Genomic DNA, 26,974 nt, shown 5'->3' with positions numbered 1-26,974 from the left:
CATCGGGCGCCTCCAGGTCAACCGCATCGGCCGGTCCGTTACCGCTCCGGTATTCGCTACCCGGTGACTACCCGGCGTAGCCGAACCGTGATCCTCAAGTTCAGCTCAGATCGGCTGACGGGGCGGCGTGTACCTGCCTAAAGTCACCCGAGTTCGGGGGCCGAGGGCTCCGCCGGCTCCGGCCCCCGAGCATCAGACGGACCATCACCGGCTCTGCGGACCAAGCGAGTTGGCCCCGGGTTCGGAGGACGAGGGAGCGGACGGCGATGACCGAGAACAGTGCCGAGCTGCGCGATGCCGCGCCGCTGGTGGCCCTGCGCGGGGTGAACAAGCACTACGGCGCCCTGCACGTACTGCAGGACATCGACCTGGAGATCGCCCAGGGCGAGGTCGTGGTGCTGATCGGCCCGTCCGGCTCCGGCAAGTCGACGCTGTGCCGCACCATCAACCGGCTGGAGACCATCGACTCCGGGTCGATCGAGGTGGACGGCAAGCCGCTGCCCGCCGAGGGCCGCGAACTGGCCCGGCTGCGCGCGCAGGTGGGCATGGTGTTCCAGTCGTTCAACCTGTTCTCGCACAAGACCGTGCTGGAGAACGTGATGCTCGCCCAGGTGAAGGTGGGCAAGGTCGCCAAGGCGGAGGCCGAGAAGACGGCCCGCGAACTGCTGGAGCGGGTGGGCGTCGGCGCCCAGGCCGACAAGTACCCCTCGCAGCTGTCCGGCGGCCAGCAGCAGCGGGTGGCGATCGCCCGCGCGCTGGCGATGAACCCGAAGGTGATGCTCTTCGACGAGCCGACCTCCGCCCTCGACCCGGAGATGGTCAACGAGGTGCTGGAGGTGATGCGTTCGCTCGCCGCCCGGGGCATGACCATGGTCGTGGTCACCCACGAGATGGGCTTCGCCCGCTCCGCCGCCAACCGCGTGCTGTTCATGGCGGACGGCCGGATCGTCGAGGAGAACACTCCCGACGCCTTCTTCACCGCGCCCCGCACCGACCGTGCCAAGGACTTCCTCTCGAAGATCCTCCAGCACTGAGTCCCGTAGCCGACCAAGCGTCAGTAGCGTCAGTCCGCAAAGGCCCGGAGCCCTTGCCCGTGGCCCCTACCGAGGAGAAGAACGACCGCATGAAGGCCCGTCGCACTGTTGCCGCCGCCCTGTCCGTGCTCGCCCTGACGGCGGTCGCCGCCTGCGGCAAGGACGGTTCCCCGAGCGACAACGCCGCGGGTGGCGGCTCGTCCGCCCCGCAGCTGCCCACCTACACCGTCAAGAGCGACGTCAAGCTGGACGCCTCGCCGACCTGGACCGCCGCCAAGAAGGCCGGCAAGCTGAAGATCGGCGCCAAGGCCGACCAGCCGTTCCTCGGCTTCGAGGACGTCCAGACCGGCAAGCGCAGCGGTTTCGACATCGAGATCGCCAAGATGATCGCCGCCGACCTCGGCTTCTCGGCCGACCAGATCGAGTGGCAGACCATCAACTCCAGCAACCGCGAGACCGCGATCACCGGCGGCCAGATCGACTACTACGTCGGCACCTACTCGATCACCGACGGCCGCAAGGCCAAGGGCGTCGCGTTCGGCGGCCCGTACTACATCGCCGGCCAGTCGCTGCTGGTGAACAAGGACAACACCGAGATCACCGGCTCCGACACCGTCAAGGACAAGTCGGTCTGCACCGCCACCGGCTCCACCTCGGTCGCCGGCATCCAGAAGTTCGGCGCCAAGGTCACCCAGTTCGAGAGCTACTCGCTCTGCGTGGAGAAGCTGCTGACCAAGGAGGTCGACGCGGTCACCACCGACGACTCGATCCTCAAGGGCTTCGCCGCGAAGAACCAGGGCAAGCTCAAGGTCGTCGGCACCCCCTTCTCCGAGGAGCGCTACGGCGTCGGCCTGAACAAGACCGACCCGGCGCTGCAGAAGGCGATCAACGACGCCCTGAAGGCGCACGAGGACAACGGCGACTGGAAGAAGGCGTACGACGCCACCCTCGGCCTGTCCGGCTCCGCCGCCCCGAGCGTCCCGGCCCTGGACCCGATCGCGGGCTGACGCCCGGACAGACCGACTACTGAGAGAGGAGGGCCGCCGGCATGGGACTGATATTCGAGGGTGACAACTTCTCGGCATTCGCCGAGGGTTTCCTGCGAACGATCGAACTGAGCGCGCTCAGCGCCCTGTTCGCGCTGCTCCTGGGCTTCGTGCTGGCGGCCTTCCGGGTCTCCCCCGTTCCCGTCCTGCGGTGGTTCGCCACCGCCTGGGTGACGATCTTCCGCAACACCCCGCTCACCCTGCTGTTCTTCGCGGTGACCTTCGTACTGCCGCAGCTGGACGTGCACTTCGAGAGCTTCACCGTCGCGGTGATCGCGCTCAGCGCCTACACCGGCAGCTTCGTCTGCGAGGTGCTGCGGGCCGGCATCAACACCGTGCCGCTCGGGCAGGCCGAGGCCGCCCGCTCGCTCGGCATGGGCTTCGGGCAGACCCTCGGCCTGGTGGTGCTCCCGCAGGCCGCCCGCTCGGTGGTCGCCCCGATGGGCTCGGTGTTCATCGCGCTGCCCCGCAACTCGGCCATCGCCGGCGCCTTCAACGTGCCCGAACTGTTCAGCGTCCAGAAGCACTTGACCGAGCAGAGCTACGGCATCTTCGAGATCTTCATCTGGATCGCGCTGGCCTACCTGGCGATCAGCTTCGCCATCAATGCCCTGTTCTCCACCCTTGAGCGTCGACTGGCGGTGGCCCGATGAGCACCCGTAGCGCCTCCGTCCTGTACGACGTCCCCGGCCCCCGGGCCCGGGCCCGCAACCTGATCCTCGGCGTGGTCGGCGCCCTCGGCATCGCCGGGCTGCTCTGGTACGTGTTCAGCAGCCTGAACGACGCCGGGCAGTTCGACTCGCTGCTGTGGTCGCCGTTCGAGTACACCGCCGTCCAGCAGCGCATCCTCAACGGCGTCCTGGCCACCCTGAAGGTCTTCGGCCTGGCCGCGGTCGGCTCGCTGGTGCTCGGCTCGCTGCTCGCCGCCGGCCGGCTCTCCGACCACTTCCCGGTGCGCATCGCCTCCACCGTGGTGGTCCAGTTCTTCCGGGCCATGCCGCTGGTCATCATGATCTTCGCGCTGTACCAGGCGGCGTTCGGCGCCCAGCCGATGTGGGCGCTGGTGATCGGCCTGACCCTCTACAACGGGTCCGTGCAGGCCGAGATCATCCGCTCCGGCATCAACGCCGTCCCGCGCGGCCAGGCCGAGGCCGCCTACGCCCTGGGCCTGCGCAAGACCCAGGTGATGGGTCTGATCCTGGTGCCGCAGGCCGTCCGCTCGATGCTCCCCGCGATCATCGGACAGCTGGTCGTCACCCTCAAGGACACCTCGCTCGGCTACATCATCACCTACCCCGAGCTGCTGTGGGAGATGAAGCTGATCGCCTCCAACTCCGACGGCTACCCGTACATCCCGGTCGTGCTCGTCGGCACCCCGCTGTACATCCTGCTGTGCCTCGCCCTCACCGGCCTCGCCCACTGGATCGAGTCGCGCGGCCGCCGCGGCGCGAACCGGCGCACGACACCCGCTGCTTGACGGACACCCAGGTGATCTGTTGCATTGCTCTTCGTGACACCACCTGGGACCTCCCACCCGGCATATGACGCAGCGGCGGCCGGCGCCGCCCGCACGAAGGCCCCGACATGGATCCAGTGATCATCGTCGGGGCCGGGCCGGTCGGTCTGGCCCTCGCCCTCGCCCTGGCCCGCAACGACGTTCCCAGCGTGGTCCTCGACGAGGGCACCGGCGTCTGCCCCGAAGGCCCCCGCACCGTCGTCCTCGGCTCCGACACCGCCGCCTTCCTCTCCCGCATCGGCTACACCCGGGTCGGCTCCGACGCCGCCCGCTGGAACGCCTTCACCATCTGGCGCCGCCGCGCCGAGGTGCTGCGCCTGCCCCTGGACGACGAGCCGGTCCTGCACCTCGCCCAGCACCGCCTCCAGCGCGGCCTGCGCGACGCCGCCACCGCCACCCCGCTGATCCGGCTCACCCCCCGGCACCGGGTGGTCGACCTCGCCCACGACCGCGACGGCGTGACGGTCCGCACCACCTCCGCCGACGGCGAGACCCGCTGGCGCGGCAGCCACCTGGTCGGCTGCGACGGCGCCCGCTCCACCGTCCGCAAACTCCTCAAGGTCCGCTTCCCCGGCCGGCCCGCCGTCGACCGGCACGCCGTCGCCACCGTCCGCGTCGACCTGCCGTTCCCCGGCGAGGCCCGGCTGCACCGCGAACCCCCGTGGCGCGGCGACCGCGAAGCCTCCGCCCGCCCGCTGCCCGACGGCCTGTGGCGGCTCGACTGGCGACTCCCCCCGGGCCGCCCCCAGCCCGCCGAACCCGTCGACCCGCACGCCACCTGGCCCGGCATCGTCACCGGCGACACCCTGCTCACCCGGGTCACCTCCGCACTCACCGGCTGGTGCGGCGAACTCCCGCCCCACCAGCTGCTCGCCGCCGCCGACCACACCTACCAGCAGCGCCTGGCCGGCCGGTTCCGCACCGGCCGCTGCTTCCTCGCCGGCGACGCCGCCCACCTGCACGGCGCGCTCGGCATGCAGAACCTCGCCGACGGCCTGCGCGACGCCGACAACCTCGCCTGGCGGCTCGCCCTCGCCTGGCACCTGCCGCCCACCGGCGGCCCCGCCGACAGCGCCCTGCTCGACGGCTACGAGAACGAGCGCCGCGGCGCGGTCGGCGCCCGGCTGCGCGCCGTCGACCAGACCATGCCGCTGCTCCGTCCGCTGCGCGGCTGGGCCGAGACCCGGCGCTCGCTGATCTCCGGCTCGTTCCGCAAGCACGCCCCGCTGCTCGCCGACGGCCAGCTCGGCACCGGCCGGTTCGGCGGCGCCCCCGCCTACCCCGCGACGCCCTCCGGCGTCGTCGTCCGGGTCCCCGAGCAGCGCGGTTCCGGCCGCGGCACCTCGCTCACCGAGCAACTGCCCGCGACCGCCCCCGGCGTCCTGGTCCCCGACCTGCCCGTGGTCACCGCCGACGGCACCGCCGACACCCTCCGGGCCCGCCTCGGCACCGTCTTCCTGCTCGTCCTGGTCGCCCCCGGCACCACCGTCTGGTCGGCCGAGCACTGGATCGGCGCCGGCCTGATGCCCCGCCTCGCCGAACTCGCCGCCGCCCTCCCCGTCCCCACCGAGGTCCTGGTCACCGACAGCTACCCCGGCGCCACCCCGCACACGGTGCTCCTGGTCCGCCCCGACGGGCACCTCCTCGGCACCACCCCGGGCCTCCACCCGGAAACCCTCCACACCCTCACGGCACCTCTGAGCTCCAAGCCGGGTCTGGAGCAACAGGACGCGCGAGGGTAGCGAACCAGGGACAGCATCGGGGGCGCGGGGAACGGCGCGAGACGGAAGGCGCCGGTCGGCAAGATCGCGGCGCAGGGCGATCGCTCGCCCGCGAACGCGACCCGACTGCGGGTCCGGCGCTTGTCGCGCAGTTCCCCGCACCCCGGCTGTGCGCCCGTCCTCCCCGCTCTACCGGGCGACCTCCGTCGCGCGCGACTCCCGCACCACCGTGATCCGGATCTGCCCCGGGTACGTCAGCTCCTCCCGCACCTGCCGGGCCACCTCCCGGGCGATCTCCTGGGCGCGCAGGTCGTCGACGGCCTCCGGCTGCACCATGACCCGGACCTCCCGTCCGGCCTGCATGGCGTACACCTTGGTGACCCCGTCGTGGCCGAGCGCGATCTCCTCCAGCCGCTCCAGCCGCCGCACGTACGCCTCGACGGACTCCTTGCGGGCCCCCGGCCGACCCGCCGAGCAGGCGTCCGCGGCCTGGGTGAGCACCGCCTCGACCGTCTTCGCCTCGACCTCGCCGTGGTGGGCCGCTATCGCGTGGACGACCTCCGCCGACTCGCCGTGCCGCCGGGCGAACTCCGCGCCGATCAGCGCGTGGCTGCCGGCCACCTCGTGGCTGAGCGCCTTGCCGATGTCGTGCAGCAGCGCGGCCCGCCGCACCGGCTCCGGGTCCACGCCCAGTTCCGCGGCCATCATCCCGGCCAGGTGCGCGGACTCCACCAGGTGCCCCAGCACGTTCTGCCCGTAGGAGGTGCGGTACCGCAACGTGCCGAGGGTGCGCACGAGTTCGGGCGCCATCTCGCCGGCGGTGCCGATGCCGACGGTGAGCAGCGCGTCCTCCCCGGCGCGGACGCACAGCCGCTCGACCTCGCTGCGGCTGCGCTCGTGCGCCTCCTCGATCCGCGCGGGGTGGATCCGCCCGTCGGCGAGCAGCGATTCGAGGGTGAGCCGGGCGCTCTCCCGCCGGACCGGGTCGAAGCAGGAGAGCTGCACCAGCCCGGGGGTGTCGTCGACGATCAGGTTGACGCCGGTGACGGCTTCGAAGGCGCGGATGTTGCGGCCCTCCCGCCCGATCACCCGGCCCTTCATGTCCTCGCTGGGCAGCCGGAGGGTGGTGACCACGGTGTCGGCGGTGTGCTCGGCGGCGAGCCGCTGGACGGCGGAGGCGATGATCTCCCGGGCCCGGCCCTCGCCCTCGGTGACGGCCTGCCGTTCGATCTCCCGGACCGTCAGTGCGGCCTCCCGGCGGGCCTCGGCCTCGGCGGCGCGGACGATCTCGTCGCGGGCCTGGGCGGACGTCAGCCCGGCGGTGCGCTCCAGCAGCAGCCGGCTCTCGGTGCTGCGGGCGGCGAGTTCGTCGCGCACCCGCTCGGCCTCGGCGGCGCGGGCGGCGAGTTCGTCCTCGTGCTGGTGCAGGCGCTGGAGCTCGGCGGTCAGCCGCTGCTCGCGCCGGTCGAGCTCGGCGCGGCGCTGACGGAGCATCAGGAAACCGGCGATCAGGACCAGGCAGAGCGCGCCGATCAGCACCCCGCCGGCCAGCACCAGGGAGGAGCCCGTTCCGGTGTCCTGAGCGATCCCCATCCGGCCACTCCCCGTCCTGCGCACGCTGCCGCTGAGGCGACCTCCGCGATCGTCCTGCCACTGAGTGTGAGGCTAGGCGGAGGTTACGAAACGGTCAAGATGCGATCGAGAACTGGCTCCGATGATCTGATCAACAGTCATCACGTCGCATTTCCTGCTGAACAGCGCGAGTTGAGGCCGGTGCGGAACCCGCTCACCGACCGTCCGGCTCCGCGTCCAGCGCCTCCCGGACCACCCGGTACGCCAGGCCCTCCGAATAGCCGCGCCGGGCCAGCACGCCGACCAGCCGCCGGGTCCGCACGTCCCGGTCCAGCCCGGCGGTGGAGCGCAACTTCCGCGCCACCAGCGCCCGGGCCGCCTCCGACTCGTCCTCGGCGTCGACCTGGAGCAGCGCCCGCTCCGCGGTCTCGCCGGTGACGCCCTTGGTGCGCAGCTCCTGGGCCAGCGCCCGCCGGGACAGTCCGCGCACCGCGTGCCGGGACTCCACCCAGGCCTCGGCGAAGGCCGCGTCGTCGATCAGCCCGACCTCCTCCAGCCGGGACAGCACCTGCTCGGCGACCTCGTCCGGGATCTCCTTGCGGCGCAACGCATCGGCCAGCTGCTTGCGGGACTTGGCGGCTCCGGTGAGCAGCCGCAGGCAGATGTCGCGGGCGCGCTCCGCCGGATCCCCCTGCTCCGCGGCGGCGGTCCGCCCGCGCCGCCCCGCGCGCGTCCCAGGCTCGGACTCCGGCCCGCCGGCCGGCCGTTCGGCCCCGGCCCCGGCCCCGGCCCGGCGCTTCGGCCGTGGCCGTTCCGGCGCCGGTTCCGGTGCCGCGACCGGCAGTTCGCCCAGTGCGCTGCGCCGCCGGCGCCGCCCCCCGGCCAGCTCGGACGCCCGCATCAGCCCGGGCAGCTCGCCGACCGGCACCGGCTCCCCCGCCGGCGGCCCCCCGACTGCCGGGGGCTCCTCGGCCACCGCCGCGAACCAGTCCGGCGGCCCGGCGGGGTCGTCCTCCTCGGCGACGGCCGCGAACCAGTCCGGCGGGCCGGAGCTCTCCGGCGGTTCTTCTCCCCACACGCCCGCACCGGGCCCGTCCTCGGACGGACCCGGTGCCGGGTGGTCAGCGTGCTGGTGCGTCAACGGTTCAGCCCTTGGCGGCGGCCGCCGTCTTCTTGGCCGCGGCCTTGGCGGGCGCGGCGGCGGCCGGGATCTCCACCGCGGGGGCGTCGCCCTCGGCCTCGGCGGGCTTCGGGCCGATGCCCAGCTTGCCCTTGATCTTGACCTCGATCTCGTCGGCCAGCTGCGGGTTGTCGCGCAGGAAGTTGCGGGCGTTCTCCTTGCCCTGGCCGAGCTGGTCGCCCTCGTAGGTGTACCAGGCGCCGGACTTGCGGATGAAGCCGTGCTCCACGCCCATGTCGATCAGGCCGCCCTCGCGGCTGATGCCCACGCCGTAGAGGATGTCGAACTCGGCCTGCTTGAACGGCGCGGCGACCTTGTTCTTGACGACCTTGACGCGGGTGCGGTTGCCGACCGCCTCGGTGCCGTCCTTCAGGGTCTCGATGCGCCGGATGTCGAGGCGGACCGAGGCGTAGAACTTCAGCGCCCGGCCACCGGTGGTGGTCTCGGGGGAGCCGAACATCACACCGATCTTCTCGCGCAGCTGGTTGATGAAGATCGCGGTGGTGTTCGACTGGTTCAGCGCACCGGCGATCTTCCGCAGCGCCTGGCTCATCAGGCGGGCCTGGAGGCCGACGTGCGAGTCGCCCATCTCGCCCTCGATCTCGGCGCGCGGCACCAGCGCGGCCACCGAGTCGATGATCACCAGGTCGATCGCGCCGGAGCGGATCAGCATGTCGGTGATCTCCAGCGCCTGCTCACCGGTGTCCGGCTGGCTGACCAGCAGGGCGTCGGTGTCCACACCGAGCTTCTTGGCGTACTCGGGGTCGAGCGCGTGCTCGGCGTCGACGAAGGCGACGGTGCCGCCGGCCTTCTGGGCGTTGGCGGCCAGGTGCAGGGTCAGGGTGGTCTTGCCGGAGGACTCGGGGCCGTAGATCTCGATCACTCGGCCGCGCGGGATACCGCCCACGCCCAGCGCCACGTCGAGGGCGGTGGACCCGGTGGAGATCACCTCGACCGGCTCGTTCGCCTTCTCGCCGAGGCGCATCACCGAGCCTTTGCCGAACTGCCGTTCGATCTGGGCGAGTGCGGCCTCCAGGGCCTTCTCGCGGTCCGTTCCTGCCATGGCTTCCACCCTCGGGTTCTGTGCGTTGCGCTTCATCGTCATCGACGCTAGCGCGTCCCACCGACAATCGGGCCCGGACGGGCTCGGCCTGTGGAAAACTCTGCGCCGAAGCGTACAAAGAACACACGTTCGAATCCAGTCGACGCCCCCGACCCACCGCCCGACGCACCGCGGCACTCCGTTCCCGGCCCGCCGTCCGGCCCTGCGGCACCCGACCCGACCCGCCGCCCGACGCACCGCGGCCCCGCACCCCGGACCGTGGGGGCGGGGCCGCGAGTGGGGCCGTCCTGCGGCTGCTAGCCCAGCAGCTTCGTGCCGGCGTCGGGCAGCTTGGCGCCGTTCTTGTCCCAGAACTGCCAGGACACGGCCTTCTTGCCGGGCTGCTCGGCCACCACCAGCCGGTGGTACGGCGAGTCCCCCACCGAGACCAGCGGCGGCTCGACGACGGAGCCGTCCGACCAGGTCACCAGCACCTTGCCGACGTCCGGGCCGAGCGACATCACGGCGAGCCTGATCGGCAGCGGGCCCGGCGTGCCGGACTTGTCCGACGGCCCGAGGACGCCGCCGCCGAAGGTGTCCGCCATCCCCGGCTCCACGTGCCCGGGCGCCGGGTAGCTGCCCTGGGTGTCGTACTTCTGCCGCACCCCGTCGAGCGTGACGTACTCGTTGACGACGTCCTCGTTCGCCTGCCAGTACTGCTGGACGAACGCCTCCGTCGGCTTCTCGATCGACGGGTCGACGGCGTGGCGCTCCTGCCAGACGGCCACCGCCTGCTCGTAGGCCCGCTCCTTGGGGGCGACCGGCCAGAGCGCCTCCCAGAGCTTCCACTCCTTGCCGTCGACGGTGCCGTGGCCGATCTCCACCCGGACCGGGGTGAACGGGTCCCGCGCGGCGGCCGGGGCGTCGCCCGGCGTGAGCGCGGGGGCCCCGCCGGTTCCGCCGCCGGTCCCGCCGCCGGGCGGGACGAGCGCCTGCACGGTCCGGTCGTTCCCGGCGAAGCCGTGCAGGCCCGCGGCCGTGCCGCTGCCCAGCGCCACCACGGAGGCCAGCGTGAGCGCGCCGACCACCGTGCGCCGGCGGCGCCGGATGCGCCGGCCGCCGGCGATGATGCCCTCGACCGGCACGGAGCCGATCTTCACGTCCGCCGCCGCCGCGGCGAGCCCCAGCTCGACCGACAGGTCCCCACCGGCACCCGGGATTCCGTTGCCACCCGCAGTCACACCGCACCTCCGATACGCGTCATCTCGGTCAGTTCCCGCAGCCCTGCGGTCTCCCGCAGCTTCGCTATCCCCTTGGCCGCGTGGCTGCGCACGGCCCCCGTCGAGCAGCCCATCGCGGCGGCCGCCTGGCTGTCGCTCAGGTCCTCCCAGTGCCGCAGCACCACGGCCTCGCGCTGCCGGGGCGGCAGGGCCGCGAGTGCGGCGATCAGCATCCGGCGCTGGTCCGAGCGGGCGTACCCGTCGTCGGCGCCGGCCGTGTCCGGCACGGCCTCCACCAGGACCTCGGGCGCCCGGCGCCGCCAGCGGCGGGCGTGCTGGTTGACCATGATCCGGCGCACGTAGCTGTGCGGGTCGTCCGCCCGGCGCACCTTCGACCAGGCCGCGCAGGTCCGCTCCGCCGCCGACTGCGCCAGGTCCTCGGCCGCGTGCTGCTCGCCGGTCAGCAGGTACGCCGTCCGCAGCAGCCAGGGCCAGGCTCCGACGATGAAGGCCCGGAACTCGTCGTCCGGGCTTGTCTGTTTGTCGCCCATGAACACCTCCTCGCCCATCAAGAGCCCGGCGGCGGGGCAAACCGCTTACCCGTTCCGGAAAAGGGGTGCTCGGGACGCCCGGTTCGTGGACGGGGCGCGGGCGTCAGTCCCCGGACCGGTCCTCCGCCCGGTCGTCGGCCGCGCTGCCGGAGACCATCCGCCGCAGCCGCCGCACGGCGTGCCGTCGCCGTTCCCGGCGCTCCTCGCCGCGGTCGATCCGCGGGTCGTCCTCGACCTCGTAGCGGCGCACGTAGGTGCCGACGAAGCCCTGCAGGGTCGCGGCGGCGGGGATGGCGATCAGCGCGCCGACCGCGCCGAGCAGCGCGGCGCCCGCGATCACCGCGCCGAACGCGACGGCGGGGTGCACGTCGACGGTCTTGGCGGTGATCCGCGGGTGCAGCAGGTAGTTCTCGATCTGCTGGTAGACGGTCACGAAGACGAGCACCCACAGCGCGTCCACCGGCCGGTCGGAGAGGGCGACCAGGACGGGCAGGGCGCCCGCCAGGTAGGTGCCGATGGTGGGGACGAACTGCGACATGACGCCGACCCAGACGGCCAGCGCGGCGGCGTACGGCAGTCCGATGATCTGGAAGAAGGCCCAGTGCGCGAGGGTGGAGACGAACGCGAGCACGGCCCGCGAGTACAGGTAGCCGCCGGTCTTGGCGAGCGCGATCTCCCAGGCGCGCAGCACCTCGCCCTGCTTGGCGGGCGGCAGCATCGAGCAGACGGTGCGCCGCACCCGGGGGCCGTCGGCGGTGAAGTAGAAGGTGAACAGGCCGACGGTGAAGGCCTGGAAGAGTCCGCCGACGACGGTGCCGGTGACGCCCCAGACGTTGTCGGCGGCCTGCTGGGCGTACTTCTCGATGGTTCCGGAGTCCTGCAGCACCTGGTGCTGGAGCTGGTCGAGCGACAGCTCGGTGTGGAACGTGCGGTTGACCCAGTCGATCAGGTCGTGGAGCATCTGCGGCAGCTTCCCGGCGACCTGGGTGACCTGGTCGACGAGCAGGGTGCCGAGCGCGGTGAGGAAGCCGGCGACGGCCAGGCCGACGCCTATGAACACCAGGAAGGTGCCGAGCCCGCGGCGCACGCCGCGGGCGGCCATCCGGTCCACGGCGGGTTCCATGGCCAGCGACAGGAAGAACGCCACCAGCAGCATCACGAACAGGTTGATCAGCTGGTGGAAGGCCCAGTCGGCGAGCTGGAAGAGGCCGACGCAGACCAGTGCGAGGAGCATCGCCCGGGGCAGCCAGCGCGGCATCGCGCGGCTGTTCCAGTCGCCGCGGCGCGGCTGCGGGCCGGCGGGGTCGGCGGTGTCGCCGTCGTCGCGCCGGCCCGCAGGGGTGCTCGCGGGGAGGTGTTCGTCGGACAGTCGGTCGGGGGTCTCTGCACTGCTGGCCACCGGCCAAGTCTCACCCACCGTCCGGCGAATCGGGTCACCTCAGCCGATCCGACACTCCCTGGGTGACGCAGACCACGCGCCAGACGTCCTTGGCCTCCCAGCCGGCGTCGAGCGCCTGGCGGACGGTGCGGCCGCCGAGTTCGGACATCACGTGGTCCTGGGCGAACGACTCCGCGTAGGTCTCGCCGAAGTGCAGGTGCATGCGTCGCCAGAACTCGGTCAGCCTCATGCGCCCAGTATCCGGCACCGGCCGGTCAGCTCGGCAGCGCGAGGATGCCGGCGCCGTAGCGGTCGTGGTCCTGGCAGCCGATCGGGAGGCTCTGGGTGCAGTTGGCGTCGGCGGCCCGGGCGAGCGCGGCGGCGATCCGGTCGGGGCCCCAGTCGGGGTGCTGGGCGGCGACCACGGCGACGGCGCCGGTGACGTGCGCGGCGGACATCGAGGTGCCGGCCAGTGCCGCGTACCGGCCGCCGGGCCAGTCGGAGACGACGGCGCCCTCGGTGCCGCCGTCGGGGTCGCCGCCGGGTGCGGCGAGCGAGATCCGGCCGTGGCCGTAGTTGCTGTAGGAGGCGGGCAGGCCGTTGCGGTCGACGGCGGCGACGGCGACGACGCCGGGCAGTTCGCCGGGCAGCCGGACGCACTCGGTGCCGAGTTCGCGGTCCTGCGGGGGGCCGGTGGTGCGGTCGTTGGGGCTGCGGTGGTCGGGGCGGTCGGCGGCGAGGTCCTGGGCGTCGTTGCCGGCCGAGGCGACCACCACGGCGCCCTTGCGCTGGGCGTAGGCGACGGCCCGGCCGACGGCGGCGATCAGGGCGGCCTGGTCGGCGTCCTCGGGGCAGTTGTACTTCCACGGGTCGGCGAAGTAGCTGTCGTTGATGGCGCGGGCGCCGTGGTCGGCGGCCCAGAGCATGCCGCAGACGATGTTCTCGGCGTAGTACTGGCCGAGCGGGCCGAGCAGCCGGACGGCGGCGATCCGCACGCCGGGGGCGACGCCGGTAACGCCGTGGCCGTCGCGGGCGGCGCCGACGATCCCGGCGACGTGGGTGCCGTGGCCGCTCTCGTTCATGGCCGGGTCGGGCCGCCAGGCGCCGCTGCGGGCGTCGGGGCGGCCGTCGGCGCAGGACGCGGAGGCGGCCGGGTCGACGGCGGCTCGCAGGTCGGGGTGGGTGTCGTCGACGCCGGAGTCGAGCACGGCGACGGTGACCTTGGCGAGCTGCTGGGCGGCGGGCACCGCGCCGGTGCGGTCGGCGGAGCTGTCCGCGGGGCGGTCGAGCGGCGGGCGCAGCAGGGCGGCGCGTCCGGCGGGGCGTTCGACGGCGCCGATCATGGCGAGGTTCCAGTCGCTGCGCTCGCCGGGGTCGGGGACGGTGGCGGTGGAGTCGTCCGGGCCGTCGAGGGCGTCGGCGGCGGGGGCGCCGGTTCCGAAGGCGGCGCCGGCCAGCGGGCGGGGCGGGGACGGCACGGGGACGGTCCGGGTGGCGCCGACGGCCGCTATCCCGGGCCGGCCGCGGAGCTTCTCGGCGAACCGGCCGCCGGCGTAGGCGAGCACGGCGCCGATCTGCGGGTAGCCCTGGACGACCTGGCCGCCGGCCGACCGGACCTGGTCGGCGGCGTGGTCGGCGCCCTGGGCGTCGGTGCGCTCGTCGAGCACCAGGTAGCTGAGGTAGGTGTCGTCGGCGCCGGTGACGTAGGGGACGGCGCCGCCGAGCAGCAGTCCGCTGAGCAGGGTCGCGCCGAGCATGCGGACGCTGCGGCGCCGGGGGGCGCTGTCGGGGGCCTGGCTCACCTGCTCCATCGCACGCTCTCCGCTCCTGGCCGGTTCGGACGCCGGGGGCCGCCGTCCGGTTCCTCACGATATGAGCGATTTGTACGATTTGCTGTTCGGGTTGCGGCAGACGGTGACCGTCCCGTGACCTGTCAGCACGTCGGGGCACCATGGGTGCATGGCCACCTCCGCCCCAGACGCATCCGGCACCCCGAACCCGCTGGACGGCTTCGCCCCGGCCACCCGGGCCTGGTTCACCGGCGCGTTCGCCGCCCCTACCGAGGCCCAGTCCCGGGCCTGGACGGCGATCGGGCTGGAGACCGACGTCCTGGTGGTCGCCCCGACCGGCTCCGGCAAGACCCTGGCCGCCTTCCTGTCCGCCCTGGACCGGCTCAGCTCCACCCCGCCCCCGGCCGACCCCAAGCGCCGCTGCCGGGTGCTCTACATCTCCCCGCTGAAGGCCCTCGCGGTGGACGTCGAACGCAACCTGCGCGCCCCGCTGGCGGGCCTGCGGCAGGCCAGCGTCCGGCTCGGCCTGCCCGAGCCCGAGGTGCAGGTCGCCATCCGCTCCGGCGACACGCCCGCCGCCGACCGCCGCCGCTTCGCCACCCACCCGCCGGACATCCTGATCACCACCCCCGAGTCGCTGTTCCTGCTGCTCACCTCCGCCTCCCGGGAGGCCCTGCGCGGCATCGACACGGTGATCCTGGACGAGGTGCACGCGGTGGCCGGCACCAAGCGCGGCGCCCACCTGGCGCTCAGCCTGGAGCGGCTGGACGAACTGCTGGACCGCCCCGCCCGCCGGATCGGCCTGTCCGCGACCGTCCGCCCGGTCGAGGAGATCGCCCGCTACCTCAGCCCGCAGCGCGGCGCGGCGATCGTCCAGCCCGGCAGCGACAAGCGCTTCGACCTGTCCGTGGTGGTGCCGGTCCCCGACCTCGCCGACCTGCCCGCCGCGCCCGCCGACCAGAACGACCCGCGACAGCAGGGCTCGATCTGGCCGCACGTCGAGGAGCGGATCGTCGACCTGGTGCAGGCGCACCGCTCGACCATCGTGTTCGCCAACTCCCGCCGCCTCGCCGAGCGGCTGTGCAACCGGCTGAACGAGATCGCCTACGAGCGGGCCACCGGCGCCCCGCTGCCCGAGGTGCACTCCCCCGCCGAACTGATGGGCGGCTCCGGCGCCGCCGCCGGAGCGCCGCCGCTGCTCGCCCGGGCGCACCACGGCTCCGTCTCCAAGGAGCAGCGCGCCCTGGTCGAGGAGGAGCTGAAGGCCGGCCGGCTGCCCGCCGTGGTCGCCACCTCCAGCCTGGAACTCGGCATCGACATGGGCGCCGTCGACTTGGTCGTGCAGGTCGAGTCGCCGCCGTCGGTGGCCTCCGGCCTGCAGCGCGTCGGCCGCGCCGGGCACCAGGTCGGCGCGGTCTCCACCGGCGTGGTCTTCCCCAAGTACCGGGGCGACCTGGTGCAGTCCGCCGTGGTCACCGAGCGGATGCGCTCCGGCGGCATCGAGGCCCTGCGGGTGCCCCGCAATCCGCTGGACGTGCTCGCCCAGCAACTGGTCGCGATGACCGCGCTGGACACCTGGGACGTGGACGAGCTGCTCGCCGTCTGCCGCCGCGCCGCCCCGTTCGCCACCCTCCCGCAGTCCGCGTTCGACGGCGTGCTCGACATGCTGGCCGGCCGCTACCCGTCCGACGCCTTCGCCGAGCTGCGCCCCCGCCTGGTCTGGGACCGCGTCGCCGGCACCGTCACCGGCCGCCCCGGCGCCCAGCGCCTGGCCGTCACCTCCGGCGGCACCATCCCCGACCGCGGCCTGTTCGGCGTCTTCATCGCCGGCGCCGACCCGAAGAAGGGCGGCGGCCGAGTGGGAGAGCTCGACGAGGAGATGGTCTACGAGTCGCGGGTCGGCGACGTGTTCACCCTCGGCACCACCTCCTGGCGGATCGAGGACATCACCCACGACAAGGTGCTGGTGACCCCCGCCCCCGGCATCCCCGGCCGACTGCCGTTCTGGAAGGGCGACTCGCTCGGCCGCCCGCTCGAACTCGGCCGCGCCGTCGGCGCGTTCGTCCGCGAGGTCGGCGCGATGGAGCCCGCCGCGGCCACCGCCCGGCTGCGCGCCGCGGGCCTGGACGACTGGGCGGCGGCGAACCTGCTCGGCTACCTCGCCGAACAGCGCGAGGCCTGCGGCCACCTGCCCGACGACCGCACCATCGTGGTCGAGCGCTTCCGCGACGAACTCGGCGACTGGCGGATCGTCGTCCACTCCCCCTTCGGCGCCCAGGTGCACGCCCCGTGGGCGCTGGCCATCGGCGCCCGGCTGCGGGAGAAGCACGGCCTGGACCCGCAGGTGATGCACGCCGACGACGGCATCGTGCTGCGCCTGCCCGACGCCGACCTGCTGGCCGACTTCCCGTCCGGCATCACCGCGCCGCCCGCCGAGGAGGCCCCGGTCGGCGCGGACGCCGCCGTCTTCGACTCCGGCGAGATCGAGCAGCTGGTCACCGACCAGGTCGGCGGCTCCGCCCTGTTCGCCGCCCGGTTCCGCGAGTGCGCCGGCCGCGCCCTGCTGCTGCCCCGCCGCAACCCCGGCAAGCGCACCCCGCTCTGGCAGCAGCGCCAGCGCGCCTCCCAACTCCTCGAAGTGGCGGCCGAGTACGGCTCCTTCCCGATCGTCCTGGAAGCCGTCCGCGAGTGCCTGCAGGACGTCTTCGACGTCCCCGGCCTGGTCGAGCTGATGGGCGACCTGGAGTCCCGCGCCGTCCGCCTGGTCGAGGTCACCACCCCCGAGCCGTCCCCGTTCGCCCGCTCCCTGCTGTTCGGCTACGTCGCCCAGTTCCTGTACGAGGGCGACTCCCCGATCGCCGAGCGCCGCGCCGCCGCCCTGTCGCTGGACTCCCGGCTGCTGTCCGAACTGCTCGGCCAGGCCGAGCTGCGCGAGCTCCTCGACCCGAAGGTGCTCGCCGACCTGGAGGACGAACTCCAGCGCCGCACCCCCGAGCGCCGGATCAAGGACGCCGAGGGCGTCGCCGACGCGCTGCGCCTGCTCGGCCCGCTCAGCGAGGCCGAGCTGACCGGGCGCGGCGCCGAACCGCTGTGGGCGCTGGAACTCGAATCCGCCCGCCGGGTCATCCAGGTCCGGATCGGCGGCGAACTGCGCTGGTCCGCCGTCGAGGACGCCGGCCGCCTGCGCGACGCCCTCGGCACCCCGCTGCCGGTCGGCGTCCCCGAGGCCTTCACCGAGCCCGTCAAGGACCCGCTGGGCGACCTGCTGGCCCGCTACGCCCGCACCCACGGCCCGTTCACCGCCCACGACGCCGCCGAGCGCTTCGGCCTCGGCACCGCCGTCGTCACCGGCGCCCTGCACCGCCTCACCGCCGCGGGCCGCCTGGTCCAGGGCGAGTTCCGGCCCGACAGCCAGGCCACCGTCCCCGAGTGGTGCGACGCCGAGGTCCTGCGCCGCCTGCGCCGCCGCTCGCTGGCCGCGCTGCGGCACGAGGTCGAGGCCGTCCCCCCGAAGGCGCTGGCCGCGTTCCTCCCCCAGTGGCAGCACCTGGCCGGCCACCGCCTGCGCGGCGCCGACGGGCTCTACCGGGTCGTCGAACAGCTCCAGGGCACCGCCCTCCCCGCCTCCGCCCTGGAGAAGCTGGTGCTGCCCGCCCGGCTGACCGACTACTCCCCGAACCTGCTGGACGAGCTGATGGCCGCCGGCGAGATCGGCTGGTCCGGCGCGGGTTCACTGCCCGGCAAGGACGGCTGGATCAGCCTCCACCTGCCGGAGAACGCCCACCTGCTGCGCCCCGAACCGCTGCCGCTCACCCCCGGCCCGGTCCACACCGCCCTGCTGGAGGCGCTCACCGGCGGCTACGGCGCATTCTTCCGCCAGCTCGCCGAACGCGTCCCCGACACCCCGGACGGCGAGATCGTCGAGGCCCTGTGGGACTTGGTCTGGGCCGGGTACGTCACCAACGACACCCTGGCCCCGCTGCGCGGCCTGCTCGGCTCCGGCCGCACCGCGGGCTCGACCGCGCACCGCGCGGCCCGCTCGACCCCGCGCGGCCGCTACGGCGGCGCGGCCCGCGGCCTGGCCCGTCCGACCTCCCGCTCCGGCCCGCCGACCGCGGCCGGCCGCTGGTCGCTGCTGCCGTCCTTCGGCGGCGACCCGACCGTCCGGGCCGCCGCGCAGGCACAGGCGCTGCTGGACCGGCACGGCATCCTGACCCGCGGCACCGTCGCCGCCGAGCGGATCCCCGGCGGCTTCGCGGGCGTCTACCGGGTGCTCGCCGCATTCGAGGAACGCGGCAAGGCCCGCCGCGGCTACTTCGTGGAGGGCCTCGGCGGCGCGCAGTTCGCCATGGAGGGCGCCGCCGACCGCCTGCGCTCCGTCAACTCCCGCCTGGAGCGGGCCAACGGCGACTGGTCGGCGGGCAGCCCCGGGGAGGCCCCGCAGGCCGTGGTGCTGGCCGCCGCCGACCCGGCGAACGCCTACGGCGCGGCGCTGTCCTGGCCGGAACCGCCCGAGGACACCACCGCCGCCCACCGCCCCGCCCGCAAGGCCGGCTCCCTGGTCGCGCTGGTCGACGGCGAACTGGTCCTCTACCTGGAGCGCGGCGGGAAGTCCCTGCTCGCCTGGTCCACCGACGGCTCCGTCCTGACCGCGGCCCTCGCCGCCCTGGCCCAACCCCTCACCATCGAACGCGTCAACGGCCACCCGGCCCTCACCAGCCCCCTGGGCCCCCACCTGGAAACGGCCGGATTCCACCCCACCCCGAAGGGCTACCGGAAGCGGTAGTCCGACGGGTGGCGGCCCACCGTCCGCGGGCAACTCACCGCCCCGGGGCGCGGCCTTCCCGACGGGTGCCGTCCGCATCGCCCGGTTCCTCGCGGCCCTGGTCGCGCACCCGTGCGTGGACCGGGATCAGCCCGATCCCCCACCAACCGGCCGCGAGCATGCCGAGGGCGGCACCGCCGTCTCTCGCGGTGCCGCCCGTAAGCAGCAGTATCAGACCCAGGCCGGCCAGTGCCGTCGCACCCAGCAGCAGCGCACTCCGCATCGCGACCCTCCTTCACCCGGCGCCCCGCGGGAGCGGAGCGGACGAGGTCCGGTCAGGCCGCCACCACGTCCATCGCCGCCTTCGACGAGATGGACCCGGACCGGTCGACACCGGGAGCCGGCAGCGGAACCGGTTCGAGCACCGGCCTCAGCAGATCACCCTCGGAGAGGGTGGCCATCGCCGCAAGTTCGGCGAGCGACAGTTCGTCGCTGACCTCGCGCATGACCTCGGACATCCGCACGTCCAGTGCGTCGCAGATGGCGGAGAGCAACTCGGAGGACGCCTCCTTCTGACCCCGCTCGACCTCGGAGAGGTACCCGAGCGAAACCCTGGCGGCTGCCGACACCTCGCGGAGTGTGCGGCCCTGGCGCTGGCGCTGCCGACGCAGCACATCGCCCAGCAGGCGACGGAGCAGAATCATCGGTGCCTCCCTCCTCGGACTGCGGATCGAGATGTCACGACCCCACCGTACCGCCTTGCCCGCGTCCCGTGCGGGGACCGGGGTCGTGTTCACTCTGGGCTGCAAGGCGCCCCCTCCCCTGTTCTTCCCCTTCCGTGCCGTCGAACCCCCCGTGACGGGTAGATGTCCGGCTCCGGACGTCCGGTCGACATCCGGTGGACGCACGGGCGGCCCGGCCGGGTTCCGCCCGGCCTGAGCATCCGGTCTAACACGTTCCTCCATCGGCTGCGGCGGGTTCGCGGGTTTCCACCCGGCCCGCCGGGTTCTCGGTACGGCTCAGCTGTCGGCCCCGGCGTCGGTCAGCCGGCGCAGCAGCAGGTCGAGCGCGGCCTCCACCGACCGTTGCCGGATGGTGTCACGCCCCCCGGACAACCGGAGCGGGAGTGCTTCTGTTCCCCGTTCCCCGGCGAGGCCGACGTACACGGTACCGACGGGCTGCCCGTCCTGCGGATCCGGCCCGGCGACGCCGGTGGTGGCCAGCGCCCAGTCGGCGCCGAGCAGCCGTCGCACCCCCTCGGCCATCTGCCGGGCCACCACCGGGTGGACCGGCCCGTACACGTCCAGCAGACCCTCGTCGACCCCGAGCACGGACGCCTTCAGGTCGGTGGCGTACGCGGTGACCGAGCCCCGGAACGCCTTGGAGGCGCCGGGGACGTCGACCAGGGCGGCGGCCAGCAGGCCGCCGGTGAGCGACTCGGCGACGGCCAGGGTGGCGCCGTCGGCCCGGAGCGCCGCCAGCAGGCGGGCGGCGGTCTCACTCACCGCGGCGCTCCCGGGCGATGCCCTCGCGGCGCAGCCGGACCGCCTGGATCAGGTAGTCGAGGCCGGTGCCGACGGTCAGCACCACGGCGACGGCCATCATCACGGCCCGGGCGGTGGCCAGCGGACCGGTGAGCACCAGGACGTACATGCCGACCGCGATGCCCTGGGTGAGGGTCTTCAGCTTGCCGCCCCGGCTGGCCGGGATGACCGCGTAGCGGATCACCCAGAACCGCATCAGCGTGATGCCGAGCTCGCGGGCCAGGATCACCACGGTGACCCACCAGGGCAGGTCGCCGAGGATCGACAGGCCGATCAGGCCGGCGCCCATGATCGCCTTGTCGGCGATCGGGTCGGCGATCCGGCCGAAGTCGGTGATCAGGCCCTTGCTGCGGGCCAGCGCCCCGTCGAACACGTCGGTGATCATGGCGACGGCGAACGCCGCCCAGGCGAACGCCCGCCACTTCGGGTCGTGCCCGCCGTCGGCGAACAGCAGCGCGGCGAAGACCGGCACCAGCAGCAGCCGGAACATCGTCAGCACGTTGGCGATGTTCCACAGGCCGGGCTGCGGCGGGACGGCGGCCGGGGCCGGCCGGGTCTCGGCCGGGGCCCCCGGCCCCTTGGTCATACGTCGGCTCCGAGCAGCGTGATCGCCTCGGCGACCAGGTCGACGCCTTCGGTGCCGACCACGGTGGCGCGGTAGAACCGGCCGATCTCGGCGTCGTCGGCGCCGAGCAGGGTGGTCAGGCCGTCCGTCTCGGGCGCCTGGTGGGCGGCGCGGCCCTCGACCACGCCGTCCTCGACCGACTCGACCAGCACCGTGACCTCGCTGCCGACGCGCTGTTCGGCGCGCTGCGCGGTGAGCTCCTCGGCGAGCTTGGAGAGCCGGGCGACGCGGTCGTCGACGATGTCCTGGTCGAGCTTGCCGTCGTACCCGGCGGCCTCGGTGCCGTCCTCGTCGGAGTAGCCGAAGACGCCGATGGCGTCCAGGCCGGCGTGCGTGACGAACCGTTCCAGCTCCGCGAAGTCCTCCTCGGTCTCGCCGGGGAAGCCGACGATGAAGTTGGAGCGGGCGCCGGCCTCGGGGGCCTTGGCGCGGATCGACTCCAGCAGGCCGAGGAACTGCTCGGTGGAGCCGAAGCGGCGCATCCGGCGCAGCACGGCGGGCGCGGAGTGCTGGAAGGACAGGTCGAAGTACGGCACGACCTTGTCCGTGCCGGTCATCACGTCGATCAGGCCGGGGCGCATCTCGGCGGGCTGCAGGTAGCTGACCCGGACCCGCTCGATGCCCTCGACGGCGGCGATCTCGCCGAGCAGGGTCTCCAGCAGCCGGATGTCGCCGAGGTCCTTGCCGTACGAGGTGTTGTTCTCGGAGACGAGCACCACCTCGCGGACGCCCTGGCCGGCCAGCCAGACGGCCTCGTTCAGCACGTCGCTGGGACGGCGGGAGATGAACGAGCCGCGGAACGCGGGGATGGCGCAGAACGAGCAGCGGCGGTCGCAGCCGGAGGCCAGCTTGATCGAGGCGACGGGGGAGTCGTCGAGCCGCTTGCGCAGGGTGCGCGGACCGGATGCGGGGGCGACGCCCTCGGGGAGGTCCTCGGGGGCGCCGTGGCCGGGCAGGGCGACCTCGGCGGCGGCGGCCTGCCGTTCGACGGGGGTGAGCGGGAGCAGCTTGCGGCGGTCTCGGGGCGTGTGGGCCTCGACGTGGCCGCCGGAGAGGATGGTGTTCAGGCGGCTGGAGATGTCGGCGTAGTCGTCGAAGCCGAGGACGCCGTCGGCCTCGGGGAGGGCGTCGGCGAGTTCCTTGCCGTAGCGCTCGGCCATGCAGCCGACCGCGACCACGGCCTGGGTGCGGCCGTGGCCCTTGAGGTCGTTGGCCTCCAGCAGGGCGTCGACGGAGTCCTTCTTGGCGGCCTCGACGAACCCGCAGGTGTTGACGACGGCGACATCGGCTTCGCTGGCGTCGTCGACCAGCCGCCAGCCGTCGGCCTCCAGTCGCCCGGCGAGTTCCTCGGAGTCGACCTCGTTGCGGGCGCATCCGAGCGTGACCAGGGCGACAGTGCGGGGTTCAGGCATGACGCCAAGATTAACGCGCGCCCCCCGGTGGAGTTCCCCCCGGAGGGCACGCGCGTGGTTCGAGGGGCCGGATCAGCCCGCCTGCGGGTCGCCCGGGGTGTAGGTGAGGTGCACGACCTGGCCGTCCTGACCGGCCGGACCGAGGTCCTTGCCGTTGACGAACAGGTGCACGGCCCCGGCGTTGCCGATCACCAGGGTGATCTTCTTCGGGTCGGTGAAGGTCTGGTCCTGGCCGGCTTCCAGGTTGTTGGAGAACAGCGACTTGCCGCTGCTGTCCTTCGCGGTCACCCAGCTCTTCTCGGCGCCGGCCACCAGCTTGACGGTGACCTTGTCGGCGGGGGCGGCGGCGATCGCGCCGGCGCTCGCCTCGGGGGCCGGCGGCTGCGCGGAGGGCGCCACGGTCGCCGGGGCGGAGACGCCGGAGGGCAGCGGGGCGCTGGCCGCGCCGGGGCCGTCGGCGGAGGACGAGGAGCCGACCAGGTTGTAGCCGATCAGCACGACCACCGCGACGATCGCGGCGACCATCGGCGCGGTCCAGTTCGGGCGGCGGTGGTCCTTGACCTTGATCGGCGCGGTGTCGAGCAGCCGGCTGGCGGGCGGGGCGGCGCCGCCGTGCTCGGCGTCGTAGCGGGCGACCAGCGCCTCGCCGTCGAGGCCGACCTCGCGGGCCAGCAGCCGCAGGTGGCCGCGGGCGTAGAAGGCGCCGCCGCAGCGCTCGAAGTCGTCGGCCTCGATGGCGTGCACGATCGGGACCCGGATCCGGGTGCGGGTGCTGACCTGGTCGACCGTCAGACCGGCGTCGAGCCGGGCCCTGGCGAGCAGCCGCCCGATGCTCGGCCCGTCGGTGGCGCGGCTGTGCTCCGCGAGACGCTCCATGTCGAAGGAGGCGGACGCGGAGGAGCCGGGGGCGGAGCGGCGGGGGGACTTGCCGATGGTCACTGGGCACGCCTTTCGAGCGGAGGCCATCTGCTGAGGAACCAGTCTAGGGGTGGTGCCGTAACGTTTCTCAACCGGAGGGGGCCCGAACGTGCCACAGTCTCGCTACAGAAGTTGACGGGCGGTCACCCCGCTGTCCGGCCGGGGGACCGCCCGCCGCTCACCCCCGCAGGGTGATCAGCACGCCGTCCAGCTCGTCGGGCTTGACCAGCACGTCGCGGGCCTTGGAGCCCTCGCTGGGGCCAACGATGCCGCGCGACTCCATCAGGTCCATCAGCCGGCCGGCCTTGGCGAAGCCGACCCGCAGCTTGCGCTGGAGCATCGAGGTGGAGCCGAACTGGGTGGTGACGACCAGTTCGACGGCCTGGACCAGCAGGTCGAGGTCGTCGCCGATCTCCTCGTCGATCTCCTTCTTCGGGCCGGTTCCGACCACCACGTCGTCGCGGTAGCGGGCCGTCAGCTGGTCCTTGCAGTGCTGGACGATCTTGGCGATCTCGGCCTCGGTGACGAACGCGCCCTGCATGCGGACCGGCTTGGAGGCGCCCATCGGCAGGAACAGCGCGTCGCCCTTGCCGATCAGCTTCTCCGCGCCGGGCTGGTCGAGGATGACCCGGGAGTCGGCCATCGCCGAGGTGGCGAACGCCAGCCGGGACGGCACGTTGGCCTTGATCAGACCGGTGACCACGTCCACCGAGGGGCGCTGGGTGGCCAGCACCAGGTGGATGCCGGCGGCGCGGGCGAGCTGGGTGATCCGGACCACCGAGTCCTCGACGTCGCGCGGCGCGACCATCATCAGGTCGGCCAGCTCGTCGACGATCACCAGCAGGTACGGATAGGGCGTCAGCTCCCGTTCGCTGCCGAGAGGAGGCTGGACCGTGCCGGCCCGCACCGCGGCGTTGAAGTCGTCGACGTGCCGGAAGCCGTAGGCCGCCAGGTCGTCGTAGCGCATGTCCATCTCGCGGACCACCCACTGGAGGGCCTCGGCGGCCTTCTTCGGGTTGGTGATGATCGGCGTGATCAGGTGCGGGATGCCCTCGTAGGCGGTCAGCTCGACCCGCTTGGGGTCGACCAGCACCATCCGGACCTCGTCGGGGGTGGCGCGCACCAGCACCGAGGTGATCAGGCAGTTGATGCAGGACGACTTTCCCGCGCCGGTGGCGCCGGCCACCAGCACGTGCGGCATCTTCGCCAGGTTGGCCATCACGGTGTGGCCCTCGACGTCCTTGCCCATGCCGACCACCATGGGGTGGCCGTCCTCGGCGGCGGTGCGCGAGCGCAGCAGGTCGCCGAGGGTGACCATCTCCCGGTCCCGGTTGGGGATCTCCACGCCGACAGCGGACTTGCCGGGGATCGGCGAGATGATCCGGACGTCGGGGGTGGCCACCGCGTAGGCGATGTTCTTCGCCAGCGCGGTGATCCGCTCGACCTTCACGGCGGGGCCGAGCTCCACCTCGTAGCGGGTGACCGTCGGGCCGCGGGTGAAGCCGGTGACCTTGGCGTCGACCTTGAACTCGGCGAACACGCCGGAGAGCTGGGCGACCACGTCGTCGTTGATCTGCGAGCGGGCCTTGGCGGGGGCGCCGCGCTCCAGCAGGTCCAGGGACGGCAGCGAGTAGGTGATGTCGCCGGACAGCTGGAGCTGTTCCATCCGGGCGGGGGCCGCGCCGTGGCCCTCGGGGGCGGCGTCGGCGGCCCGGGCGGCGGGCACCTCGGGCGCCCACGGCTCCTCGGGGGGCGCGGTGTTGTCCTTGACCTGGCCGACCATGCTGGCCACCGCGGGCGAGCCGGGCACCCCGTACAGCAGGGCCCCGTCCACCATCTCGGCGGCGACGCCGGCAGCCAGGTCCCGGGTCTCGTACGGGTCCTTGTCGAACGAGACCGGCGCGGCGGCCGCGTCCTCCTCGTCCGGCTTGCGGCGGCGGCGCCGACGGCGGGCGGACAGCTCGTCGCCCTCGATGGTGATCGGCAGCGCGTCCGGGTCGGCGTCCTCCGGCGGGGCGGTGGAGTACTCGCGGTCCTCCGCGCCGGGCTCGCCGTCCTCGAACTCGCCGGGCAGCGGTTCGACCACGCCGAGCCGCACGCCCAGCAGGCGCAGCCGCTGCGGGATCCGGTTGACCGGGGTGGCGGTGACCACCAGCAGGCCGAAGAAGGCGAGCAGCAGGAGCAGCGGAACGGCCAGCGGCGGGCCGGCGGCGGCCATCATCGGGGTGGACGCGGCCCAGCCGATCAGGCCGCCGGCCTGCCGGATCCGGGTGGCGCCGGTGCCCATCGCGGGCGCCCCGCAGCCGATGTGGACCAGGCCGAGCACGCCGACCACCAGCGTGGTCAGGCCGATCACTATCCGGCCGTTGGCCTCCGGCACCTCGGGGTGGCGCATCAGCCGGACGGCGACGGCGCCCAGCAGCAGCGGCACCAGCACGTCGAGCCGGCCGAAGAGCCCGGAGACCACGTTGGTGGCGGCCTCGCCGAGCCAGCCCTGCGGGCTGAACCAGGTGCCGGCCGCGGTGACCAGGGTGAGCGCCAGCAGCAGCAGCGCCACGCCGTCCTTGCGGTGCTCGGGGTGCAGGTTGCGGGCGCCGCGCCCGTAGCTGCGGAACACCGCGCCGACGGAGTGCGCGATGCCCAGCCAGACCGCGCGGACGGCGCGGAAGAGTATCGGCCGGGGCGGCGGCGGGGCGGGCGCGGCGGCCGCCTTCTTGGCCGGGGCCTTCTTCGCCGGGGCCTTCTTGGCGGCGGGTTTGGCCGCCGGTTTGGCGGTGGCGGCCTTCTTGGCGGGTGTCTTCCTGGCCGGCCCGGGCTTGCTGGTGCGTGCGGCGGCGCTTCCGGGCGATCGTGTGGCCATGGGAGGCAGCCTACCGGCGCGACCCGGCCCCGGACATGCGCGGGCGCACTTCGGCGGGTTGCGCCGCCGACGCGCCGTCAGCGGCCCGTGCACCACCCGGACGGGCGGCGCTGACGGCCGGTCAGCTCGCGCCGGGGCGCAGCGCGTCCAGGGCCCGGCGCAGGCCGGCGAGTTTGCGCTCCAGGTGCGCGGCGGTCGCTGCGGCGCCGGCGCTGTCGGCGGTGGCGTCGAGCTGCTTGGTGAGCGCCTCGGCCTGTTCCTCGACGGCGGCCAGCCGGGCCGACAGCTCGCCGAGCAGCGCGCCGCCGATGGCGGCCGGCTCCTCGCCCGCCTCCAGTTGCAGGCGCAGCAGCGCGGCCTGCTCCTTGAGCTGGGTGTTCTTCATGTAGAGGTCGACGAAGACGGAGACCTTGGCGCGCAGCACCCACGGGTCGAAGGGCTTCGAGATGTAGTCGACCGCGCCCGCCGCGTAGCCGCGGAAGGTGTGGTGCGGACCGTGGTTGATCGCGGTCAGGAAGATGATCGGAATGTCCCTGGTCCGCTCGCGGCGCTTGATGTGCGCGGCGGTCTCGAAGCCGTCCATGCCGGGCATCTGGACGTCCAACAGGATGACCGCGAAATCGTCGGTGAGGAGCGCCTTGAGCGCTTCCTCGCCGGAGGAGGCGCGCACCAGCGTCTGGTCGAGCGCGGAGAGGATCGCCTCCAGGGCGAGCAGGTTCTCCGGACGGTCGTCGACCAGGAGGATCTTCGCCTTCTGCACCAGGACCCGCCCTCCTGCCGGTTGTTTCCCGAGGGCGGGC

At 73.6% G+C, this 26,974-nt stretch carries 22 protein-coding genes; 6 read left to right on the top strand and 16 right to left on the bottom strand.

Features of this window, described 5'->3' with window-relative positions; all coding sequences use genetic code 11:
* Positions 1-266: 266 nt before the first annotated feature.
* The 5 genes from ACFV1L_RS15980 (at position 267) to ACFV1L_RS15960 (ending at position 5,338) form a co-directional block, all read left to right on the top strand.
* The gene (locus ACFV1L_RS15980) at positions 267-1,034 is read left to right on the top strand and encodes an amino acid ABC transporter ATP-binding protein (protein WP_380366269.1); all 768 of its coding nucleotides are present in this window, start codon (positions 267-269) and stop codon (positions 1,032-1,034) included.
* An 89-nt stretch (positions 1,035-1,123) separates the two neighbouring features.
* Complete coding sequence (locus ACFV1L_RS15975; protein WP_380366391.1) at positions 1,124-2,041, top strand: glutamate ABC transporter substrate-binding protein; 918 nt, start codon at positions 1,124-1,126, stop codon at positions 2,039-2,041.
* Between the two features lie 41 nt (positions 2,042-2,082).
* A complete protein-coding gene (locus ACFV1L_RS15970) occupies positions 2,083-2,733 on the top strand; it encodes an amino acid ABC transporter permease (RefSeq protein ID WP_380366267.1) in 651 nt (216 codons plus the stop codon).
* Positions 2,730-3,557: an amino acid ABC transporter permease gene (locus ACFV1L_RS15965; RefSeq protein ID WP_380366265.1), complete on the top strand. Its 828-nt coding sequence runs from the start codon at positions 2,730-2,732 to the stop codon at positions 3,555-3,557. Before ACFV1L_RS15970 ends, ACFV1L_RS15965 begins: the two co-directional genes overlap by 4 nt.
* Before the next feature lie 107 nt (positions 3,558-3,664).
* A complete protein-coding gene (locus tag ACFV1L_RS15960) occupies positions 3,665-5,338 on the top strand; it encodes an FAD-dependent monooxygenase (protein WP_380366263.1) in 1,674 nt (557 codons plus the stop codon).
* 168 nt (positions 5,339-5,506) lie between these two features.
* Here ACFV1L_RS15960 and rny read toward each other — a convergent pair whose 3' ends face one another.
* The 8 genes from rny to ACFV1L_RS15920 form a co-directional block, all read right to left on the bottom strand.
* Positions 5,507-6,910, bottom strand: coding sequence for a ribonuclease Y (gene rny / locus ACFV1L_RS15955; protein ID WP_380366262.1), 1,404 nt, complete (start codon positions 6,908-6,910; stop codon positions 5,507-5,509).
* A gap of 193 nt (positions 6,911-7,103) precedes the next feature.
* The gene (locus ACFV1L_RS15950) at positions 7,104-7,967 is read right to left on the bottom strand and encodes a regulatory protein RecX (protein ID WP_380366260.1); all 864 of its coding nucleotides are present in this window, start codon (positions 7,965-7,967) and stop codon (positions 7,104-7,106) included.
* A 67-nt stretch (positions 7,968-8,034) separates the two neighbouring features.
* A complete protein-coding gene (gene recA / locus ACFV1L_RS15945; RefSeq protein WP_380366258.1) occupies positions 8,035-9,132 on the bottom strand; it encodes a recombinase RecA in 1,098 nt (365 codons plus the stop codon).
* A gap of 296 nt (positions 9,133-9,428) precedes the next feature.
* Complete coding sequence (locus tag ACFV1L_RS15940) at positions 9,429-10,352, bottom strand: hypothetical protein (RefSeq protein ID WP_380366256.1); 924 nt, start codon at positions 10,350-10,352, stop codon at positions 9,429-9,431.
* Positions 10,349-10,882: a SigE family RNA polymerase sigma factor gene (locus ACFV1L_RS15935; RefSeq protein WP_380366254.1), complete on the bottom strand. Its 534-nt coding sequence runs from the start codon at positions 10,880-10,882 to the stop codon at positions 10,349-10,351. Before ACFV1L_RS15935 ends, ACFV1L_RS15940 begins: the two co-directional genes overlap by 4 nt.
* A gap of 103 nt (positions 10,883-10,985) precedes the next feature.
* Positions 10,986-12,281 carry an AI-2E family transporter gene (locus ACFV1L_RS15930; RefSeq protein ID WP_380366252.1) on the bottom strand — a complete coding sequence of 432 codons (1,296 nt, stop codon included), beginning with the start codon at positions 12,279-12,281 and terminating at the stop codon, positions 10,986-10,988.
* Between the two features lie 34 nt (positions 12,282-12,315).
* Complete coding sequence (locus ACFV1L_RS15925; protein ID WP_380366250.1) at positions 12,316-12,510, bottom strand: DUF3046 domain-containing protein; 195 nt, start codon at positions 12,508-12,510, stop codon at positions 12,316-12,318.
* Positions 12,511-12,535: 25 nt separating this feature from the next.
* On the bottom strand, positions 12,536-14,071 hold the full coding sequence (locus ACFV1L_RS15920) for a S8 family serine peptidase (RefSeq protein ID WP_380366248.1): 1,536 nt from the start codon (positions 14,069-14,071) through the stop codon (positions 12,536-12,538).
* Positions 14,072-14,219: 148 nt separating this feature from the next.
* On the opposite strand from ACFV1L_RS15920, the gene ACFV1L_RS15915 reads away from it, so the two are divergent.
* On the top strand, positions 14,220-18,836 hold the full coding sequence (locus ACFV1L_RS15915) for an ATP-dependent helicase (protein WP_380366246.1): 4,617 nt from the start codon (positions 14,220-14,222) through the stop codon (positions 18,834-18,836).
* 34 nt (positions 18,837-18,870) lie between these two features.
* Here the strand turns inward: ACFV1L_RS15915 and ACFV1L_RS15910 are convergent, their stop codons facing one another.
* The 8 genes from ACFV1L_RS15910 to ACFV1L_RS15875 all read right to left on the bottom strand — a co-directional run bounded on the left by ACFV1L_RS15910 (position 18,871) and on the right by ACFV1L_RS15875 (position 26,937).
* On the bottom strand, positions 18,871-19,098 hold the full coding sequence (locus ACFV1L_RS15910; protein ID WP_380366244.1) for a hypothetical protein: 228 nt from the start codon (positions 19,096-19,098) through the stop codon (positions 18,871-18,873).
* 52 nt (positions 19,099-19,150) lie between these two features.
* Positions 19,151-19,519: a helix-turn-helix domain-containing protein gene (locus ACFV1L_RS15905; protein ID WP_380366242.1), complete on the bottom strand. Its 369-nt coding sequence runs from the start codon at positions 19,517-19,519 to the stop codon at positions 19,151-19,153.
* 315 nt (positions 19,520-19,834) lie between these two features.
* Positions 19,835-20,320: a CinA family protein gene (locus ACFV1L_RS15900; protein WP_380366240.1), complete on the bottom strand. Its 486-nt coding sequence runs from the start codon at positions 20,318-20,320 to the stop codon at positions 19,835-19,837.
* Positions 20,313-20,945 (bottom strand): CDP-diacylglycerol--glycerol-3-phosphate 3-phosphatidyltransferase, encoded by a 633-nt coding sequence (gene pgsA / locus ACFV1L_RS15895; protein ID WP_380366238.1) that lies wholly within the window; start codon positions 20,943-20,945, stop codon positions 20,313-20,315. The genes ACFV1L_RS15900 and pgsA overlap by 8 nt, the downstream gene beginning before the upstream one ends.
* Positions 20,942-22,396: a 30S ribosomal protein S12 methylthiotransferase RimO gene (rimO, locus tag ACFV1L_RS15890; protein ID WP_380366236.1), complete on the bottom strand. Its 1,455-nt coding sequence runs from the start codon at positions 22,394-22,396 to the stop codon at positions 20,942-20,944. The genes pgsA and rimO overlap by 4 nt, the downstream gene beginning before the upstream one ends.
* Positions 22,397-22,468: 72 nt before the next feature.
* The gene (locus ACFV1L_RS15885; RefSeq protein ID WP_380366234.1) at positions 22,469-23,335 is read right to left on the bottom strand and encodes a helix-turn-helix domain-containing protein; all 867 of its coding nucleotides are present in this window, start codon (positions 23,333-23,335) and stop codon (positions 22,469-22,471) included.
* 157 nt (positions 23,336-23,492) lie between these two features.
* Positions 23,493-26,174 (bottom strand): DNA translocase FtsK, encoded by a 2,682-nt coding sequence (locus tag ACFV1L_RS15880; RefSeq protein ID WP_380366232.1) that lies wholly within the window; start codon positions 26,172-26,174, stop codon positions 23,493-23,495.
* Positions 26,175-26,295: 121 nt separating this feature from the next.
* On the bottom strand, positions 26,296-26,937 hold the full coding sequence (locus ACFV1L_RS15875) for a two-component system response regulator (protein ID WP_380366389.1): 642 nt from the start codon (positions 26,935-26,937) through the stop codon (positions 26,296-26,298).
* Positions 26,938-26,974 lie beyond the last annotated feature (37 nt).

The organism is Kitasatospora sp. NPDC059646 (genome assembly GCF_042734615.1).
Classification (GTDB): Bacteria; Actinomycetota; Actinomycetes; order Streptomycetales; family Streptomycetaceae; genus Kitasatospora.
The sequence above is the reverse complement of the archived record's forward strand: the minus strand, read 5'-3'. Positions and strand labels throughout refer to the sequence as shown.